Origin of the sequence: Porcipelethomonas ammoniilytica (assembly GCF_025567485.1) — a bacterium.
GTDB lineage: Bacteria > Bacillota > Clostridia > Oscillospirales > Ruminococcaceae > Porcipelethomonas > Porcipelethomonas ammoniilytica.
This window is the reverse complement of the sequence record NZ_JAOQKH010000007.1, coordinates 66,418-84,271: the sequence shown is the minus strand read 5'-3', so window position 1 is coordinate 84,271 and position 17,854 is coordinate 66,418. Positions and strand designations below refer to the sequence as shown.

Annotated in this window: 14 protein-coding genes and 2 tRNA genes; 9 read left to right on the top strand and 7 right to left on the bottom strand. The window is 36.1% G+C overall.

Features of this window, described 5'->3' with window-relative positions; all coding sequences use genetic code 11:
• Positions 1-6 precede the first annotated feature (6 nt).
• From OCV67_RS07540 to OCV67_RS07530, 3 genes are all read left to right on the top strand, one after another.
• Positions 7-1,170, top strand: a complete 1,164-nt coding sequence (locus OCV67_RS07540) for an aspartate aminotransferase family protein (RefSeq protein WP_147643369.1) — start codon at positions 7-9, stop codon at positions 1,168-1,170.
• A 25-nt stretch (positions 1,171-1,195) separates the two neighbouring features.
• The gene (argF, locus tag OCV67_RS07535) at positions 1,196-2,098 is read left to right on the top strand and encodes an ornithine carbamoyltransferase (protein WP_147643368.1); all 903 of its coding nucleotides are present in this window, start codon (positions 1,196-1,198) and stop codon (positions 2,096-2,098) included.
• A 72-nt stretch (positions 2,099-2,170) separates the two neighbouring features.
• Complete coding sequence (locus OCV67_RS07530) at positions 2,171-2,539, top strand: DUF3592 domain-containing protein (RefSeq protein WP_147643367.1); 369 nt, start codon at positions 2,171-2,173, stop codon at positions 2,537-2,539.
• 451 nt (positions 2,540-2,990) lie between these two features.
• Here OCV67_RS07530 and OCV67_RS07525 read toward each other — a convergent pair.
• From OCV67_RS07525 to OCV67_RS07515, 3 genes are all read right to left on the bottom strand, one after another.
• A tRNA-Leu gene (locus tag OCV67_RS07525) sits at positions 2,991-3,077 on the bottom strand.
• A 131-nt stretch (positions 3,078-3,208) separates the two neighbouring features.
• Positions 3,209-3,895 carry a DUF4956 domain-containing protein gene (locus OCV67_RS07520; protein ID WP_147643366.1) on the bottom strand — a complete coding sequence of 229 codons (687 nt, stop codon included), beginning with the start codon at positions 3,893-3,895 and terminating at the stop codon, positions 3,209-3,211.
• Positions 3,888-4,637 carry a polyphosphate polymerase domain-containing protein gene (locus tag OCV67_RS07515; RefSeq protein WP_147643365.1) on the bottom strand — a complete coding sequence of 250 codons (750 nt, stop codon included), beginning with the start codon at positions 4,635-4,637 and terminating at the stop codon, positions 3,888-3,890. Before OCV67_RS07515 ends, OCV67_RS07520 begins: the two co-directional genes overlap by 8 nt.
• A 226-nt stretch (positions 4,638-4,863) precedes the next feature.
• Here OCV67_RS07515 and OCV67_RS07510 point away from each other — a divergent pair, with 226 nt between their 5' ends.
• Entirely contained in the window at positions 4,864-8,067 is a 3,204-nt protein-coding gene (locus OCV67_RS07510; protein WP_147643364.1) for a carbohydrate-binding domain-containing protein, read from the top strand.
• A 58-nt stretch (positions 8,068-8,125) separates the two neighbouring features.
• Here OCV67_RS07510 and OCV67_RS07505 read toward each other — a convergent pair whose 3' ends face one another.
• Positions 8,126-8,803: a metallophosphoesterase family protein gene (locus OCV67_RS07505; protein WP_147643363.1), complete on the bottom strand. Its 678-nt coding sequence runs from the start codon at positions 8,801-8,803 to the stop codon at positions 8,126-8,128.
• A gap of 288 nt (positions 8,804-9,091) precedes the next feature.
• Between OCV67_RS07505 and rmuC the strand changes: the two genes are divergently transcribed.
• Entirely contained in the window at positions 9,092-10,588 is a 1,497-nt protein-coding gene (rmuC, locus tag OCV67_RS07500) for a DNA recombination protein RmuC (protein ID WP_262644415.1), read from the top strand.
• 232 nt (positions 10,589-10,820) lie between these two features.
• Here the strand turns inward: rmuC and OCV67_RS07495 are convergent.
• A tRNA-Gln gene (locus OCV67_RS07495) sits at positions 10,821-10,896 on the bottom strand.
• Positions 10,897-11,060: 164 nt separating this feature from the next.
• On the opposite strand from OCV67_RS07495, the gene OCV67_RS07490 reads away from it, so the two are divergent.
• From OCV67_RS07490 to ptsP, 3 genes are all read left to right on the top strand, one after another.
• Entirely contained in the window at positions 11,061-11,951 is an 891-nt protein-coding gene (locus OCV67_RS07490) for a diacylglycerol/lipid kinase family protein (protein ID WP_147643362.1), read from the top strand.
• A gap of 284 nt (positions 11,952-12,235) precedes the next feature.
• Positions 12,236-13,135, top strand: coding sequence for a 1-phosphofructokinase (pfkB, locus tag OCV67_RS07485; protein ID WP_147643361.1), 900 nt, complete (start codon positions 12,236-12,238; stop codon positions 13,133-13,135).
• 65 nt (positions 13,136-13,200) lie between these two features.
• On the top strand, positions 13,201-14,841 hold the full coding sequence (gene ptsP / locus OCV67_RS07480; protein ID WP_147643360.1) for a phosphoenolpyruvate--protein phosphotransferase: 1,641 nt from the start codon (positions 13,201-13,203) through the stop codon (positions 14,839-14,841).
• Positions 14,842-14,906: 65 nt separating this feature from the next.
• Here the strand turns inward: ptsP and OCV67_RS07475 are convergent, their stop codons facing one another.
• Positions 14,907-15,671, bottom strand: coding sequence for a double zinc ribbon domain-containing protein (locus tag OCV67_RS07475; protein WP_147643359.1), 765 nt, complete (start codon positions 15,669-15,671; stop codon positions 14,907-14,909).
• Between the two features lie 109 nt (positions 15,672-15,780).
• Here OCV67_RS07475 and OCV67_RS07470 point away from each other — a divergent pair, with 109 nt between their 5' ends.
• A complete protein-coding gene (locus OCV67_RS07470) occupies positions 15,781-16,758 on the top strand; it encodes a phosphotransferase enzyme family protein (protein WP_147643358.1) in 978 nt (325 codons plus the stop codon).
• A gap of 31 nt (positions 16,759-16,789) precedes the next feature.
• Here the strand turns inward: OCV67_RS07470 and OCV67_RS07465 are convergent, their stop codons facing one another.
• A complete protein-coding gene (locus tag OCV67_RS07465; RefSeq protein ID WP_147643357.1) occupies positions 16,790-17,848 on the bottom strand; it encodes a hypothetical protein in 1,059 nt (352 codons plus the stop codon).
• Positions 17,849-17,854 lie beyond the last annotated feature (6 nt).

The following is a 17,854-nucleotide window of genomic DNA, read 5'->3' as shown; positions in this document are numbered from 1 at the left end:
AAAAAAATGAGTACTATTGAAAAGTTTGATGATAATGTTATGCATACCTACGGTCGTTTCGGCGTAGTTTTGGATAAGGGAGAAAAGAGAACTTGCATTGATGAAAACGGTAAATCGTACATAGATTTCGGAAGCGGTATAGGATGCAATTCTCTCGGTTTCTGCGATGAAGAATGGGCAGATGCTGTATGCAGTCAGGTTAGATCTATTCAGCATACTTCAAATTATTATTATACAAAGGTTCAGGCGGATTTTGCGGAGAAATTGTGTAGGGTTACAGGATATTCAAAAGTGTTTTTCGGAAATTCAGGTGCTGAGGCAAATGAATGCGCTGTCAAGCTTGCAAGAAAATACAGTTTTGACAAGTACGGCAAGGGACGTCACAATATTATTACTCTTGTTAATTCTTTTCATGGAAGAACTCTATGTACTCTTTCTGCAACCGGTCAGGACAGTTTTCACAACTACTTTTTCCCATTCGTTGAAGGCTTTATAAATGCAAAAGCTAATGATATTGACGACTTAAAATCAAAGCTTGACAATGTGTGTGCAGTAATGCTTGAATTTGTTCAGGGAGAGGGCGGTGTGATCGCTCTGGATAAGGAATATGTAAAACAGGTGGCTGAAATTTGCCGTGAAAAGGATATTTTACTAATTGCTGACGAGGTTCAGACTGGTGTTGGTAGAACCGGCAAATTCCTTGCTTCTGAGCATTACGGCGTAAAGCCGGACGTTACTACCCTTGCAAAGGGGCTTGCAGGAGGCGTACCAGTGGGAGCGTGTCTGGCGGCTGAAAAATGTTCAGAGGTGCTTACAAAGGGTACTCATGGTTCTACATTTGGTGGTAATCCTATGGCATGTGCCGGCGGCGAGGTTGTTATTGACAAGGTTACTGCTGACGGTTTTTTGGAAGATGTGACTGCTAAGGGACAGTATTTTAAAGAAAAGCTGGAAAAAATGAATGAAGTGGAAAGTGTAAGCGGTCTTGGAATGATGATTGGAATTACTCTGAAAAATAAAAAGGCGGCAGACGTTGCTGCAAAAGCTATTGACGAGGGACTTATGCTGTTGACCGCAAAAGAAAAAGTAAGGCTTTTGCCTCCGCTTAATATTACTTATGATGAAATTGACAAGGGACTTGAAATATTTGAAAAGATATTAAATTCATAAAAAATATAAGGTTAGGTGAACTGAGATGAAACATTTACTGAAAATGCTCGACCTGAGCAAAGAAGAAATAATTGATATTTTAAATCTGGCGGATCAGTTGAAATATGAATTAAAGCATGGTATTCCGCACCCGCATTTGAAAGGAAAGTCATTGGGAATGATTTTTCAGAAAGCTTCTACACGTACCCGTGTTTCCTTTGAAACCGGTATGTATCAGCTGGGAGGATACCCGTTGTTTCTGTCTGCAAGCGAATTGCAAATAGGCAGGGGAGAGCCTGTTCAGGATACTGCACGTGTACTTTCCCGTTACATTGACGGTATCATGATTCGTACGTTTGACCAAAAAGAAGTTGAAGATCTTGCGCAGTACGGTAACATTCCCATCATTAACGGTCTGACTGACTTTTCACACCCTTGTCAGGTACTTGCCGATCTTATGACTATCCGTGAATTTAAAGGCAGTTTTGACGGTCTGAAAATGTGCTATATCGGCGATGGCAACAATATGGCTAATTCCCTTATTGTAGGCGGTCTGAAAGTTGGTATGGCTGTTTCTGTGGCTACTCCTGAAAATTACCGTCCGGCTAAGGAAGTAATGGATTTTGCAGCAGATTTTGACTGCTTTACAATTACTGACGACCCTAAAAAAGCAGCTGAAAATGCTGATATTGTCCTTACAGACGTATGGGCTTCTATGGGTCAGGAAAGTGAAGCTGAGCAGCGTAAAAAAGCGTTTGAGGGTTATCAGATAAATGATACAATAATGGCTCTTGCCAATAAAGACGCTCTTGTTATGCATTGTCTGCCTGCGCACCGTGAAGAGGAAATAACGGGCAAGGTGTTTGAAGAACATGCCAAAGAAATCTTTGAAGAGGCTGAAAACCGTCTTCATGCACAAAAGGCTGTTATGGTCAAGCTGATGGGTTAATTTTTATGCATCATGTACTATTTTAAAATAATTTTAAATGTTATTATAATTATATTTGCAACGATATCTAGTATGCCGTATATAAATAATTTTCTTATATACAGAAAAATAAATCGCAATGGTCAAATGGTCATGGCAGAAATCATTGAGAAGAATGTAAAAAGATTCAGAACCCAAAATAGTAATTACGATGAATATGAGTATTACTATAAAGTGTCATATGATGTGGATGGAGAGCTTTATCAGCAATGGCTTTCGGCTTCTTTGTCATATAATTACTATGTTGGAAGTATGATAAGGGTGTATTATAATAAAGAATGTCCGGAAGAATGTATGGTTCTGGATGAAACTCAAGATAGGATTGTTCCATATAGATTTATTTTTTCTTTACTTTGTATTGTTATTTGTATTTTGGCAATAATTCAGGATAGCGATAGTTAAGATGTTTTTTGCACTAGATAATCTAGTAATGCAAATATTGTAAATGGAAAAAGAAAACCCAAAACTAAATCAAATCGAATAAGATAGTGAAACGGAGTACAAAAATAATATGTACTCCGTTTTTACTGGACTTGTACAGATTCTCTTTCAGCTGCGTTTCGGACATTCCTGTAGCTTACAATATCGTCCTCACCCTGCGAAGCTTTCAAAATATCGAATCATATTCACCATTTCCTTTTATTTGGGTATAAAAAGCGGTTAAGTTTTTTAAACCTAACCGTCTGCATTGACATATTTATTTTTGGTTCTTGACTGATCTCCTGACCGAAAAATTCTGTATTTATGGTGTAATTTGATAAGAATCTGACCTTGATTTTTCACCGTCAGAGCAACAAAAAAAGCCCGTAGCTACGGACTTTGCGGACTATTCATCTTTTTTATAGTCACAATATGGTGCCGCTGACCGGACTTGAACCGGTACGGATGTTACTCCGAGGGATTTTAAGTCCCTTGTGTCTGCCTATTCCACCACAGCGGCAATGATTATATTATACATTAAATATTAATAGAAGTCAATACGGCAAAATATATTTTAATAATTTAACAAAAGTGACTGAATTTTAAACAGCATTTAATAAATTATATTATAATTTATTAAATGCTGAAATTTTATTTTGCGTAAATCTGGTCGTCATACTTATAAAGAATAAGTGTGACATTTAAATTGCCGTTTAAAGTACGTATTGAGTCTATAAATTTTTTTTGATCCACATCATTTTTTAATTCGATACTGTAAACCAAGTCAAACAGCGTACCAAAATCCACAGTTTTAACTCTTTTAAGACGCCATGAAACCGTATTAGCATTCAGAACGTTATCAAATAATCCCTGATAATTAAGATTTTCCGGCACCGTAATTTTAAGAGTCATGGAAGATGTTTTAGGAGCACCGTATTTAATGGTATTAAGAACCAAAATAAACGCACTAAGAATTATGATAAAGATTACTGCGAAAGCAATATAACCAAGTCCGCAGCTTACGCCTATTGCCATTGAAAAGAAAATATAAGCAATATCTTTAGGATCGCCCGGAACGCTTCTGAATCTTACCAATGAGAAAGCTCCTGCCAGACCTAAAGCTTTAGAAGTATCGTTAATCAGCAATATGATAAGCGATACGATACCGGGAAGCATTATAATTGACATAACATAGCTCTGACTGTAAGATTCTTTTCTATGTGTCAGTATGTAAACTATACTAATTAAGATTCCAAATATAACGGAAGAAATTATACAAATTAAGAAAGTACCTAATCCTGTTGTACCATTTAATATTGAATTAAAAATATCAGGCATAAATATTAACTCCTTTTTCATGATTTATTTTATCTCTTACATAATTCTGATACGCCTTTCCGTACTTGGAAAAACTGGTCTTATAAATTTCAAGATGGGAAAGTTCTTCGCTTAACCAGATAGGGATAGAATCGGTAATTTTTATTTCCATAAGACGTTGATTTGGTCTGATAATCTGTCTGCCATAGCATTCTTTGCCAAGAGTCAAATCATAACGTCTGTCAGTAATATTTCTGTCAAATGTCAGCCGGAAATCCTTATCTTCCTTACCGAAAAACGCCATACGCTGATAGCTTATATATTGTGCCGGTACAATAGAGTAGTTTTGTTTGAATACGTCAATTTCGTCCAGTACCTGATTAGTCATAAACTTGTCTGATTTAGGTCTGATTCCGGTTTTTAGATAAATTTCGGATTCCCTTAAGGTCATTGCTGCACGTCTTTTAGTAACGATACCGCCGATTTTTTTCTTAATTTCAATAAAGACTTTATCGTCTGAATGGGCAGGAGAATAATAGCTTCTTACTCTCAGTTTTTCTTTATAGTATGGTTTGGAAAGAGATTCTCTTATTAAAAAGCTGTCATTGGTATCATAATAAATATTAAAGATACCATATTCTTTTCCGCCGACACAGTATTCGTCTGGATTCATATATAAATCAATTGTATTAAGTAATTCATTAAATTGATTTATATTAAGAAGAAATTTTATTTCTTTTCTTTTAAAAGTTTTAATTGCCATTGTGCACCTGAGATTTCAGGATTTCCTCCTTTCGATTATCTTGATTATATAATATAAAAAGTTTCTTAAATTAATCTTAAATTTGTAGAATTTTATAAATTGTTGAACTACATAGTATTAAGAAAATAAAATTTTATTAATAAGTTTAAGATTAATTTAAGATAAGTAATTTAAAATAAAATCATCATCTGTTGAAAGAATATTTTAATTAAAGGAGAGGATCATAATGCTAAGAATAAAAACACTTCGCAAAGCGCTGTCAGCTTTAATGGCAGCAGCGGTAGCAGCCGTAGGTATCGGGTTGAATGCAGAAATTTTTTCTGCTAAAAATACGGTTTCAGCCGCAATTTTAGGCGATTTGAATTCAGACGGTATAGTAAATGCCGATGATGTAAATGTTTTACAGAATTATCTTATAAAAAAATCTGGAGAATTATCAGATATATCATTGGATTTAAACAATGATAATACGGTTAATGTATTTGATTTAATAAAGCTTAAAAGAATAGCAATCAGCACATCAGCATCAGATGTGAATTATATTCATCTCAATGAGAGTTATATTTCAGTTGAGGGAAGTAATATGGAGCTCAGCGAAAATAAAAACGTGGTCACAATTACTTCCGGCGGTACATATTATATTGACGGAACATTAACAGACGGTCAGATATATGTAAATGCTTCCGACACTGACAGAGTATCGCTTGTATTAAACGGTGTAAATGTTACTTGCTCGACAAATTCGCCGATTTATGTGGTAAATGCTGACGAAACAGTTATTAGTCTGGCTGCGGGAACAGAAAATATCCTCAATGATACTGAAGTATACACAGATGCTGAGGCTGATTCGACCATTTATTCTAAGGACGATCTTGTCATTAACGGCAGCGGATCTCTTACAGTAAATTCTAATTATTTGTATTCAATTACAAGTAATGATGATTTGAGGATCATAAACGGAAATATAAAAGTTAATCATAACAGTGTCGATTCTTCCGGCGCTGCTGTAAAGGGCAAAAATTCGGTAGTTATAAATGGGGGAAATCTGAAGGTTACTTGTGCGGCTGATGATACTGATACGGGAGCTGACGGAATCATTTCAAATAACGGAGCAGATTCTTCATTAGGATATATTTCAATTACCGGCGGTACTGTTAACGTTAATGCAAAAGGCGGAGACGCTATAAAATCCAAAAAAAATTATGTTTCAATTTCAGGAGGAACTGTTACTGCCAAAGCTGAAAATGACGCTATTCAGGCAGAAACTTCAATTTCTGTAACCGGTTCTGCGGAAGTTTATGCATATGGTAAACGAAGTTTGACAACAGGTGAGGGCTACACTGTTGATATTACAGGCGGAAGCGTTGTTGCAACAAGCAACGCAGAATTTGTAAATACGGCAGGAATAACAGTTGATTCAATGATTCTGAATTATACTGAAAAACTTGACAAGCAGAAGATTTCTATTACTAAAAACGGTTCTGAGATTTACTCGGTAACTCCTGATAAAAAATATACATATGCGCTTATATGCAATGATGCTTTATCTGACGGAACATATAATATTTATACCGGCGAATCTCAAATGACTCATGAAAGTGCGGCAACTGCCGGAGAATTTGTAAAGTCAGGAACAATCAGTACATACAATGCGGTTTCGGCTATGGGTACGGTAGTTGTACCGACTGAAAATACAATAACTCTAAGCAATGACGGAATTGTATTTGAGGGAACAGGAGCTGAATTAAGCGCTGACCTGAAGACAATTACAATCGCACAGCCTGGTACATATATTGTTACCGGAGAAATGGAAGAAGGACAGATTATAGTAGATGTTGACAAAACAGCTTATGTTGACGGTCTGGTTGAACTTTCACTTGAAGGAATGAGTATTTCAAATACTTCCACATCACCGATTTATATTGCAAGCGTTGATGATAAATGTTCCATTTCTGCCAAAAAAGGCACAGTAAATACTGTTTCGGACGGTACTTCATATACAAATGCTGACGGAGGGGTAGGAGCTGTTTACGCTAAGGACGATATTACTTTTAAAGGCAAAGGAACTTTGAATGTATACGGTAACTGCGAAGACGCAATAGTATGCAAGAATGATATTCATATCAATAACGGAACGTTAAATGTAACAGCCGCTGATGATGGAATAAGAGGAAAGGATTCTGTCAGGATCGGCGATCCGTTGGATACCGATTTCAGCAGCTTGAATGTTACGGTTAATGCCAAGGGAGGAGACGGTATTAAAAGTACTGAAACCGATACTGCTTCTGGAAAAGGATATGTAACCGTAAACGGCGGTACAGTGAATATTACGGCATATTCCGACGGTTTCCATGCTTCGCAGCTTCTTACGGTAAACGATGGTGATATTACTGTCAAAACAACTGCTGAACAGTCTTCAAGCGGCGGTTCACAGCAGCCCGGAGGTCCTGGAAGCTGGGGCGGCGGCAATTCAGGTACAACGACAATTGACGATACCAGCGCTAAAGGATTTAAAGCCGGCTGTACTGACGATGATACATCAGCGGTAATAGAGGGTACAATTAACATCCTCGGCGGAAATATTGACATTGATTCAACAGACGACAGCGTTCATGCTACAAATATAAATATTACAGGGGGTATTTTCAGGCTTTCAACCGGCGACGACGGTATTCATGCCGATACAGATCTGGTAATAGGCACACAGGGTAAGGAAACTGATTACTCCACGCCTTATATTGATATTATCAAATCATATGAGGGGGTTGAAGCTTCAAATATTACTCAGTACAGCGGTACTGTTATGGTAACGTCAAGCGATGACGGATACAATGCGGCAGGCGGTACTGATGGTTCGGGTATGACAGGTCCCGGCGGATGGAATCAGGGCGGATCAATGGGCAGCGGAAATTACAGTCTGACTATTAACGGCGGATATATATACGTTAATGCAAGCGGAGACGGACTTGATTCAAACGGCAGTCTTACAGTAAACGGCGGTTATGTATTTGTTTCGCAGACAGGCGGCGGTAATTCTCCGATTGACTGTGACAGTAAATGGAGTTACAACGGAGGAGTTGTAGTGGCAGGCGGAAGCAATGATATGTTCAGCGAGAGCATTCCTTCCAACTATAATTTTGTCAATCAGTCTGTTTCAATAAGTGCCGGAACATCTGTTACATTTACAAACAGCAGCGGTACTGTAATAGGTACAATGACGTTTGCAAATTCAGCGGCAGCTATGGTAATGTGCAGTCCGGAAGACAGCGTTAAAGCTTACACTGGAGGAACGTTAAGCGATACAGAATATTTTGCAGTAAGTTCGGCTGATTCAAATATGAAAGCCGGTTACGACGGAACGATCAGCGGCGGAACAACGCTGAGCAGCGGTTCCGGAGGAGGTCAGACAGGTCCGGGAGGACGTGGTTAATAAATATGATTTATAATAAAAACTTCCTATGAATAAATTTCATAGGAAGTTTTTTTATTTAAATGGAGTTTTCTTCGTAAAGGGGAAGTACTTCTTCAAATACCGCATAAAATTTCATTGGAATGTATTTGTCAACATGACATTTTCCGAAAAACCATTTTTCAAAATGACATGCTTTTATAATGTCTTCAAAAAAAGCATGAATTTCAAGTCTTTGCAGTACATCAACTCCAAGACAGTCTTTCAGAGACGCCGGAGGCTCATGAGTTATAATAAAATCAATATCATTATCATACATGCTTAAGTTATTTATTGATTCAATTATTTCTTCATGTGTAGGCTGTTCCTGAATCCACCAGTTATGCATTTTGCGATAATCGTAATCCTGACTGTGTCCTCCTCCGAATGCAAGAATTTTTTTACCTTCAATAGTATAAATCTGCCCTCTCATAAGATGAACCAGATTACCGCTTATAAGCTGTGCTTTTCCGCCGTTCCAGTCTATTACTTCATATTCGCTGAGAAGTTCAAAATTTTCATGGCATCCGTCAATAAAGGCAACGTTAAACGGCATATTGCCTATTTTATTTAGAACAGAATTTTCGTGTCTTGATCCGTCCCAGATAAATCCGAAGTCACCGCAGATAATCAATGTGTCATTTTCCTTAAGCTTTTTTATTTTTTTATTTTTAAATCTTGAAAATTCACCGTGCATGTCACCGGTTATGTAAATCAAATTTATTCCTCCCTTTCAGACGATATTATTATTTTATCATAAAAAAAAGGTTTCGTAAATATATTTTTGTTTTTTTCATAAAAATGTTAGTTTATTTTATAAATCCGGTTAAAAGGAAAAAAGCAGCAACTGCTCATAATGACAAGCAATACGTAATTAATTCGGTTTCAATAAGTATTCTTGACTTATAGTATTCCTGATGTTATAATAAAATAAATTATGTGATATCAGTCTTAAAAATCCATTTAAAATAAGACTGAAATAAATTATTTAAGGATAGGTAATAAAATGGATATTATAACTTTGATATGCTGCGGTATTATAATTATTTTGCTGATAGTTGTTCTGATCAGATCAAACTGTCAAGGCATGGATTCCGGCATTGAAGAAATATCAGAACTTAAAAAGCAGATCGAATTTCTTAGCCGAAATAATGGCGATCAAAATAAAATTCTTATGGATCAGATTGTGCGGCAGAGCGAAACTATGGTAAAGCAGATTTCCATGCTGGGAGACAGTCTGCGGGATTCTCAGGAAAAACAGCAGGCAAAAGCAGGAGAAACACTTTTAAAAATAGAAGCTGAAATGAACGGACTCCGAAAGGAAAATCAGGAAAGTCTGGATAAAATCAACAGTATTATTACAGAAAAAATGCAGTCCACTCTTGACGATAAGCTTAATAAGGCTTTTGAAACTATTGTTAAAAATATGTCTGAACTGGGCAAAAGTCTCAACGAGGGACAGGATAAGCAGCAGAAAGCTTCAACAGAGAAGCTTACAAAGCTGGAGGGAGACTTTGACAGGATAAGAATGGACATTCTTGCCGCCCTTGACAGTATTCGTAAATCAAATTCTGAAAGTATGGAGAAGCTTAGGAAAGAAAATCAGGATAGTCTTGACAAGATCAACAATACAGTAAATGAAAAACTTCAGAAAACCCTTGACGATAAAATTTCGAAGTCCTTTGAGACAGTTAATAAGAGACTTGCCGAGGTTTATGAGGGTCTGGGAGAAATGAAAAATGTTGCTTCCGGAGTATCGGATTTAAAAAATGTGCTATCAAACGTTAAAACAAGAGGTATTATGGGAGAAATTCAGCTTGGAGCTATTCTTGATGAAATCCTTGCTCCCGAGCAATACGAAGAACAGACTTCTGTTACTCCTAAGGGAACAGAAAAGGTTGATTTTGCTGTGAAGCTTCCGGGTCTTGAGAACGGAGAATGTGTGTATCTTCCAATAGACTCCAAATTTCCGGGAGATACATATTCAAATCTTCTTACCGCTTATGAAACCGGAGATCCAAACGAGTTGAAAACTAAGAGAGCAGCTCTTGAATCTGAAATAAAAAAATGTGCTAAAAGTATTCATGATAAATATATTGTTCCTCCGTATACTACAGATTTTGCTATTATGTTTCTGCCTTTTGAGGGATTATATGCGGAAGTGGTTAATATGGGATTGGTGGAAGTTCTTCAGAGAAATTACAAAGTTAATATTGCAGGACCGTCAACCATGGCGGCAATGCTTAACAGTCTGCAAATGGGCTTCAGAACCCTTGCAATTCAGAAAAAAAGCGGTGAAGTATGGAAAATACTTGAAGCTGCTAAAAAAGAATTCGGAAACTTTGAAACGGTTCTTACCAATACAAGAAATCGGCTTAGACAGGCTGATGAAGAACTTGATAAACTTATTGGTACCCGTACGAGAGCTATAAACCGAAAGCTTAAGACTGTCTCTGTTTTGGATTCTTCTGAAGAATCAGATAAAGTATTGGAACTGATTTGATTATTATCTTCTATAATAATCAGATTTCACAGATTAGTTATAATGCCAATAAAATATGTTAAAATACTGCCCGCAGTGTTATTCACTGCGGGTATTTTCAATTAATTCGATTAAGCTTAACTGTAGGTATGCTATGATGGTTTTTGTCGAAATGATTTTTTGCCTCTAAAATACCAAAAAACCGCCTACATAGGCGGTTTGAACGGTGTGCATCTATTTTATAGCACTAATATGGTTGGGGTGGTAGGATTTGAACCCACGGAATGGAGGAGTCAGAGTCCTCTGCCTTACCACTTGGCGACACCCCAATATTTAACAGTCTCATTTCGACTGCTTAAACATTATAGCATATAAAAAACATATTGTCAAGTATTTTTTAAAAAAAATCTAAAAAAATTTATATTTAATATTGAATTTATAATAAGCTTAATGTATAATAATAGTATATTCATTAAGAAAGGCAGATCAAAAAATGAAAAAATTGTATTTTATATTAAATTTACAATCAGGAAAAGCTACTATAAGTTCAAAGCTGGCAGTAGTTATTGACATGTTTACCAAAGCAGGTTATGAGGTTACTGCCAGACCTACTCAGGAAAGAATGGATGCATGTGCAGCAGCAAAATATGCATGTGGTCAAGGTTTTGATCTGATAGTCTGTTCCGGAGGTGACGGTACGCTTAATGAAGTAATACAAGGAGTAATGAGATCCGAGAAAAAATTGCCTATAGGATATATACCCGCAGGTTCTACAAATGATTTTGCCAGAGGAGTAGGAATTCCCAGAAATATTATAGACGCAGTTCAGTGGATTATAGATGGAAAAAAATACCCATGCGATATAGGAAGCTTTAATGATAAATTTTTTACTTATATTGCCGCATTCGGAGCTTTTACAGAAGTGACCTATGAAACTTCACAGCAGGTAAAGAACGTATTAGGACATGTAGCCTACGTCCTGAACGGTATATCAAGACTTAAAAATATAAAATCTTATCATATGAAAATAACATATGATGATGAAATAATTGAAGACAATTATATTTTTGGTATGGTAACTAATTCATCATCTGTTGCCGGATTATTATCGCTTAATGATTTTCTTCTTGATGATGGTTTGTATGAAGTTACGCTGATTAAGACACCTGGAAATCCTCTTGATTTGCAGAGGATAATTCATTCTTTATTAAATATAGATATTGATATTGATACGGCGTATATAAAGTCATTCAGAACATCTAAAATAAGATTTGAGTGTGATGATGAGCTTCAATGGACAATTGACGGTGAATTCGGAGGAGCATATAAAACGGTTGATGTATGCAATAATAAACAGGCAATAGAGCTTATGGCAGACAGATAAAGGTTTTGATACTTATGAATGAAAATTCACCTGAGACGGGTGAATTTTTCTATTTTTTATTAAATATGAAATAAAAAATTTAACCGTATTTTTTAAATAAAGTATATTAAACATTAAATAGAAAATAATATAGGATATGTATTTTGTAAAAGCGAACAATAAATGTAAGCGGTTTATATTTAGGTAAATTTGAAGTGGAGTTTTTGATGGAAAATGCTTTTTAAGGATATTATGCTACTTAACAGAGCAAAAAAATATATAAAGTATAGAGGAGGTAATGTAAAATGATTTATACGGTTACATTTAATCCGGCAATTGATTATGTTGTCCGTACAGGAGAAATGAAAGTAGGCGTCGTTAATCGGACTGAAAGCGAAGAGATATATTTCGGAGGGAAAGGATTAAATGTTTCAATTATATTAAATGAATTGGGAATTAAATCTGAAGCTCTGGGATTTGTAGCCGGCTTTACCGGTGAAGCCATTGAAAATGGGATGGCTAAAGACGGCATAAAAACTGATTTTGTCCATCTTAACAATGGATTTTCCAGGATCAATGTTAAGATACAGTCGTCTTTCGAGACAGAGATTAATGGACAGGGACCGGAAATTTCTGAAGAAAATATAGAGGAGCTTTTTAAAAAGCTTAATAAAATACAGGACGGAGATACAATTGTGCTTGCGGGAAGCATTCCGGCATCTTTGCCTTCGGATATTTATGAAAGAATTCTTGAATATCTTAAAAATAAAAAAATCAGAGCAATTGTTGACGCTACCGGTGATTTGCTTATGAATGTGCTGAAATATAAACCGTTTCTTATTAAGCCTAATAATTTTGAACTTGAGGAAATATTCGGAGTGGAGCTGAAAACGGCTGAGGATGTATCGGAATATGCTTTAAAACTTAAAGAAATGGGTGCAGTAAACGTACTTGTTTCCATGGCGGGAGACGGTGCGATACTGGCAGATGAAAACGGTAAAATTCATGCTTGCGGAGTATGCAGCGGTACTGTTAAAAATTCTGTCGGTGCAGGAGATTCAATGGTAGCAGGATTTATAGCAGGCTGTGAGAAGAAAAGCTATGAATATGCCCTTAAACTCGGAACAGCCGCAGGCGGTGCAACGGCGTTTTCAGACGGTTTGGCAAAAAAGGATTTAATTTACAGTTTACTGGAACAATTATAAAGTTTATATTAAGATGTTCCGGCGAATAGCACTTGTATTATCGTAATTTAAAGGGGGTACGGTTTATGGTTAAATTTAAAGGTAAGGGTGTTTACGGAGCTGTTGCTATAGGAAAAATTTCAGTATTTAATCGTCAGGAAGCTTCTGTACGCCGTGTTCATATAGAAGATACAGAGACAGAAATAAAGCGTCTTGAACTGGCAAAGAAGCGCAGTACGGATCAGCTTCAGGAAATATATAATAAAGCTTTGAAAGAAGTCGGCGAAACAAATGCTCAGATTTTTGAAATCCATATGATGATGATTGAAGATGAGGACTATAATGAGTCAATAGTCAATATAATTGAAACACAAATGGTAAATGCTGAGTATGCGGTTGCGGTAACATCTGATAATTTTGCTGCAATGTTTTCGTCCATGGACGACACATACATGCAGGTAAGAGCAGCAGATGTAAAGGATATTTCCAATAGAATAATAAATAATTTTGCTTTGACAAGCAGTGAACAAAATAGTATAGATGAAAAAGTGGTAATATGTTCGGACGATCTTGCGCCAAGCGAAACGGTTTCACTCGATAAAAATAAAGTTCTTGCATTTGTAACCGCTTATGGTTCTTCAAATTCACATACTGCGATTCTGGCAAGAAATATGAATATTCCGGCGGTTATTGGAGTGGGCGATGAATTTTTGCCGCATATTGAAAATGGAGAAACCATAATTGTGGATGGATTTACCGGAGAAATTTACGTTGATCCTGATGAAGCTGTATTAAACGCTATGATGAAAAAACAGTCGGAGGATATTGAAAAGAAGAAGCTTCTTCTGAATTTGAAGGGAAAAGAAAATATCACAATAGACGGTACAAAAATAGATATTTTTGCCAATATCGGAGGGGTTGCCAATATCGGGGCAGCGCTTTTCAACGACGCCGGAGGGATCGGGCTTTTCAGAAGCGAGTTTTTGTACTTGGAAAATTCAGATTTTCCTGTTGAGGAACAGCAGTTTGCAGCGTATAAAAAAGTTCTTGAAAGCATGGCTGGAAAAAAGGTTATAATCAGAACTATGGATATAGGCGCTGATAAGCAGGTTGATTATTTTAATCTGAATAAGGAGGATAATCCGGCGCTGGGTTTCAGAGCTATAAGAATTTGCCTGACACGTCCGGAGATTTTTAAAACACAGCTGAGAGCACTTTACAGAGCATCTGTTTACGGAAATCTGGGAATTATGTTTCCTATGATTACTTCTGTAAATGAAGTAAAAAAAATAAAGAAATTATGTGAAGAAGTAAAATCTGAATTAAAATTTGATAATATTGAATTTTCTGATACTGTAGAAATTGGTATTATGATTGAAACTCCTGCTGCAGCGATTATAAGCGACAGGCTTGCGCCTTTGGTAGATTTTTTCAGTGTGGGTACCAATGATCTTATTCAGTATACGCTTGCATGTGACAGACAGAATCCCGATTTGGAGAACTTTTGTGATACTCATCATGAAGCCGTTCTGAGACTTATTAAAATATCTGCGGAAAATGCTCACAGGCACGGTGCATGGATAGGAATATGCGGGGAGCTTGCGGCGGATACAAGTCTGACAGAAACCTTTTTAAAAATGGGAATTGATGAGCTTTCAGTATCTCCGGGATTTGTTTTAAAGGTAAGAAATAAAGTGAGGAATATAGATCTTTCTTCCACTATATGATACTGGAAAAACGGCAGCTTAGAGCTGCCGTTTTTATTTGTGCTTTTTAAAATGATACTGAAAATTTACTTGACTTTTGTTCCGCATTCATTGCAGAATACATCATCTTCCTGCATTTCATTTTTACAGTTTGGACAGAAAAATTTATGCGGCTCAAGCGATTCATTCGGTACAGTACTGGATTCTTTAGTTTCTAATGAACTGTCAGTTATTGCGTCCGTTAAAGTTTCATCGGAAGCTTGGGCAGTATCCGTATTTATAGTATCTGATTTTTCAGGAATAATTTCCGGTGAAGCGGCCGGAACTTCTGACGGCAAAGAAACGGTATTTTCGGCAGCCGGATCATCTGTAGCAGCAGACATATTTTCAAATTTTGTTCCGCAGACATTACAGAAAATTGCTTCTGCGTCCAGTACATTACCACAGTTTGAGCATTTTTTTGATTGAGGAGATACAACGGACTGCGGTTTGGCTTTTTCAGGAAGCTTAGTGCCGCATTTGGAGCAGAAAACGGCGTCGTTTTTAAACGGTGTTCCGCATTCCGGACAACAGAACTGACTTTTTATTTTAATTATTTCCTGCTTGGTTTCGTTTATTTTTTCCATTGAATTTTTAATAGCTTCAATAGCAGGCGAAAACTCCTGTTCCGGTGAAGAGCCGTATTTTTCAAAGTACATTTTGCCCATCAGCTTATACTGAGTATCGATTTTGCATTCTTCACCTTTAATAATGTTATTGAGCGAACTTGTCTCAGACATTACTTTTGCCTTTCGTGAAATTTCCTTTCCTTTGTTTGAAATGTTTTTTCCTATATTACTGAAAACTGACATATTTTAACCCCTTTCGATAATTTATAACTATTATAACACGTATAGTTATTAACTTCAAGGCTTGCAATAACAAAAATAATCTGTTATTATAAAAAACAGGTGATAGAAAATGGAAAATTTAATGAATGTGTTATTCAAATTTGGACTTGGAAGTAATATTTTAAGGATCGAAAGAATAAATTCAGGACATATAAATAAGACTTATAAAATAATATATTCAGACAATGAAAGCTATATACTGCAAAAAGTAAATAAAAAGGCGATTAAAAATCCAAAGGAAATTATGTTTAATATTAACTTGCTGTATAAATACGTTGACAGGAAATATCCTGAATTTTTAGAATGTGAGGGGAAAAATTTTGCTGAAACAGAAGAAGGCTTCTGGAGAGGGTATAGGTATATTGAAAATTCTGCCGCTTATGAAAAAATGCCTGATTTGAAGTCGGTATATGAATTCGGCAGGACATTGGGTAAATTTCATCTTATGACTGAATCTGCCTGTGCCGAGCAGTTTTATGCAATGGATCCTGACTTTCATAATACATATAAAAGAATAAAAAAACTGAAATATTATGAATCTGAAAAATATTGCAATGAATTTGCTTTTTTTAATAACGTGAAAAAATATGTGCTTAAGCTGACTGAAAAAAATCTTCCGGTTAAAGTGACGCATAATGATGTAAAGTGTTCAAACGTACTTTTAGATAAAGAGACTCACGATGGTATTTGTATGATTGATTTTGACTCCGTAATGTCCGGACTTTATGTATATGATTTCGGCGACGGCGCAAGATCGGGGTGTATTACGGATAATTTATTTGATATAAATAAATTTAAAAAATATGCTGAAGGATATTTCAGTATGATAAGACTGTATAAACCGGAGGATTATTTTTTAGGAATGATATGTATTACCGCTGAGCTTGCCGCAAGATATTTTTATGATTTTTTGTCCGGAGAAAATTACTTTAAAGATAAAACATCAGTACAGAAACTATCCAGATGTCTTGAGCTTATTAAAACGGCAAAAAGTATAGAAAGCAGCAGAGAAGAAATAGAATCGGTTATAAAAGCTTGTCTGAAATAAAAACGGTTCGGAATACCGAACCGTTTTTTCTTTATTTTTTCAGGCTTTCAATAAATTCAGCGGTAAAATGATTAAGACTTTCAAAATCAATTGCATTGATATAGAATTTTTCAAGTTCGTCATGAATATCCAAGGCTGTTTTTAAGCATACGGACGCTTCCTTTGCCAATTCAAGAGAAGCTTTTTTATCAAAGTTTATTCTTTGTTTCTTATTGCTGTACATTTCTTTATCGTAAAATCTTGAAAAATTAATTATATTTTCATTTTCCGGTACAAGACCGTTAAAGAAATTACCGGTAATAAAAACGAGTCCCAATTGTTCAACGATCAGATGTTCGAAAGTACTGTTGTGCAGCATTGTGCATTCGCTTACGGTTACATCATATCCGTTATTTATGAATATTTCCGCAATGCTTTTCAGGAAGTAATCTCCTCCTGCAAATAAATCGTCCTTTATAAAGTACTTTGAATATTCTCCTGATATGGGGTGCGTCATATAATTTTCCGTTGTAAAGGCTGAAAGCTGTTTGAATTCAATTTTTCCGGTACCGTCCGGCATAGCCTTTGGAATAAGCTTTTTTGTAAGCCTTTTAATATATGACGCAAGCTTATCTTTGTTCAGACAGTCTTCAGCAAGAGTATAAATATCAGTGTTGAGCGAAGCAAACGCTTCTGCATAGCAGCGTACTCTGTTGTGATATTTTTGATTTTCATCGAAACAGTATCTAACAGCATCTTTATGTTCTTTCATTTTATCCTTATCCCAGAATTCACCCAAATTTATTATTTCCTGTGATACTGCCGGATACAGCGCTTCAAAAACGTGAGGAGCAGTACCGTCTACCACGATTATGCCCTTGTCTTCAATTACTACAGCGTCCAGTGAACGTATATCCGATGAACAGTAATAAACCGACATAGGACTGTCCTTAAAAGCTTCTGCAACTTTTTTCATAAGTGTTGACTTGCCAGTGCCGGGACCACCTTTAAGTATGTAGGTATAGTATCCCGGCTTTTTTATTTGTTCGATAAATTTGGAGCGGAAGCCTGTAGGAGAAGTACCGCCTAAAAAATAAACTTTTGTATTCATAATTTC

Excerpts from the sequence above, each read along its gene's own strand:
- OCV67_RS07540 (WP_147643369.1), top strand. The coding sequence starts at position 7 with ATGAGTACTATTGAAAAGTTTGATGATAATGTTATGCATACCTACGGT.
- argF (WP_147643368.1), top strand. The coding sequence starts at position 1,196 with ATGAAACATTTACTGAAAATGCTCGACCTGAGCAAAGAAGAAATAATT.
- OCV67_RS07530 (WP_147643367.1), top strand. The coding sequence starts at position 2,171 with ATGCCGTATATAAATAATTTTCTTATATACAGAAAAATAAATCGCAAT.
- OCV67_RS07520 (WP_147643366.1), bottom strand. The coding sequence starts at position 3,895 with ATGCCTGATATTTTTAATTCAATATTAAATGGTACAACAGGATTAGGT.
- OCV67_RS07515 (WP_147643365.1), bottom strand. The coding sequence starts at position 4,637 with ATGGCAATTAAAACTTTTAAAAGAAAAGAAATAAAATTTCTTCTTAAT.
- OCV67_RS07510 (WP_147643364.1), top strand. The coding sequence starts at position 4,864 with ATGCTAAGAATAAAAACACTTCGCAAAGCGCTGTCAGCTTTAATGGCA.
- rmuC (WP_262644415.1), top strand. The coding sequence starts at position 9,092 with ATGGATATTATAACTTTGATATGCTGCGGTATTATAATTATTTTGCTG.
- OCV67_RS07490 (WP_147643362.1), top strand. The coding sequence starts at position 11,061 with ATGAAAAAATTGTATTTTATATTAAATTTACAATCAGGAAAAGCTACT.
- pfkB (WP_147643361.1), top strand. The coding sequence starts at position 12,236 with ATGATTTATACGGTTACATTTAATCCGGCAATTGATTATGTTGTCCGT.
- ptsP (WP_147643360.1), top strand. The coding sequence starts at position 13,201 with ATGGTTAAATTTAAAGGTAAGGGTGTTTACGGAGCTGTTGCTATAGGA.
- OCV67_RS07475 (WP_147643359.1), bottom strand. The coding sequence starts at position 15,671 with ATGTCAGTTTTCAGTAATATAGGAAAAAACATTTCAAACAAAGGAAAG.
- OCV67_RS07470 (WP_147643358.1), top strand. The coding sequence starts at position 15,781 with ATGGAAAATTTAATGAATGTGTTATTCAAATTTGGACTTGGAAGTAAT.
- OCV67_RS07465 (WP_147643357.1), bottom strand. The coding sequence starts at position 17,848 with ATGAATACAAAAGTTTATTTTTTAGGCGGTACTTCTCCTACAGGCTTC.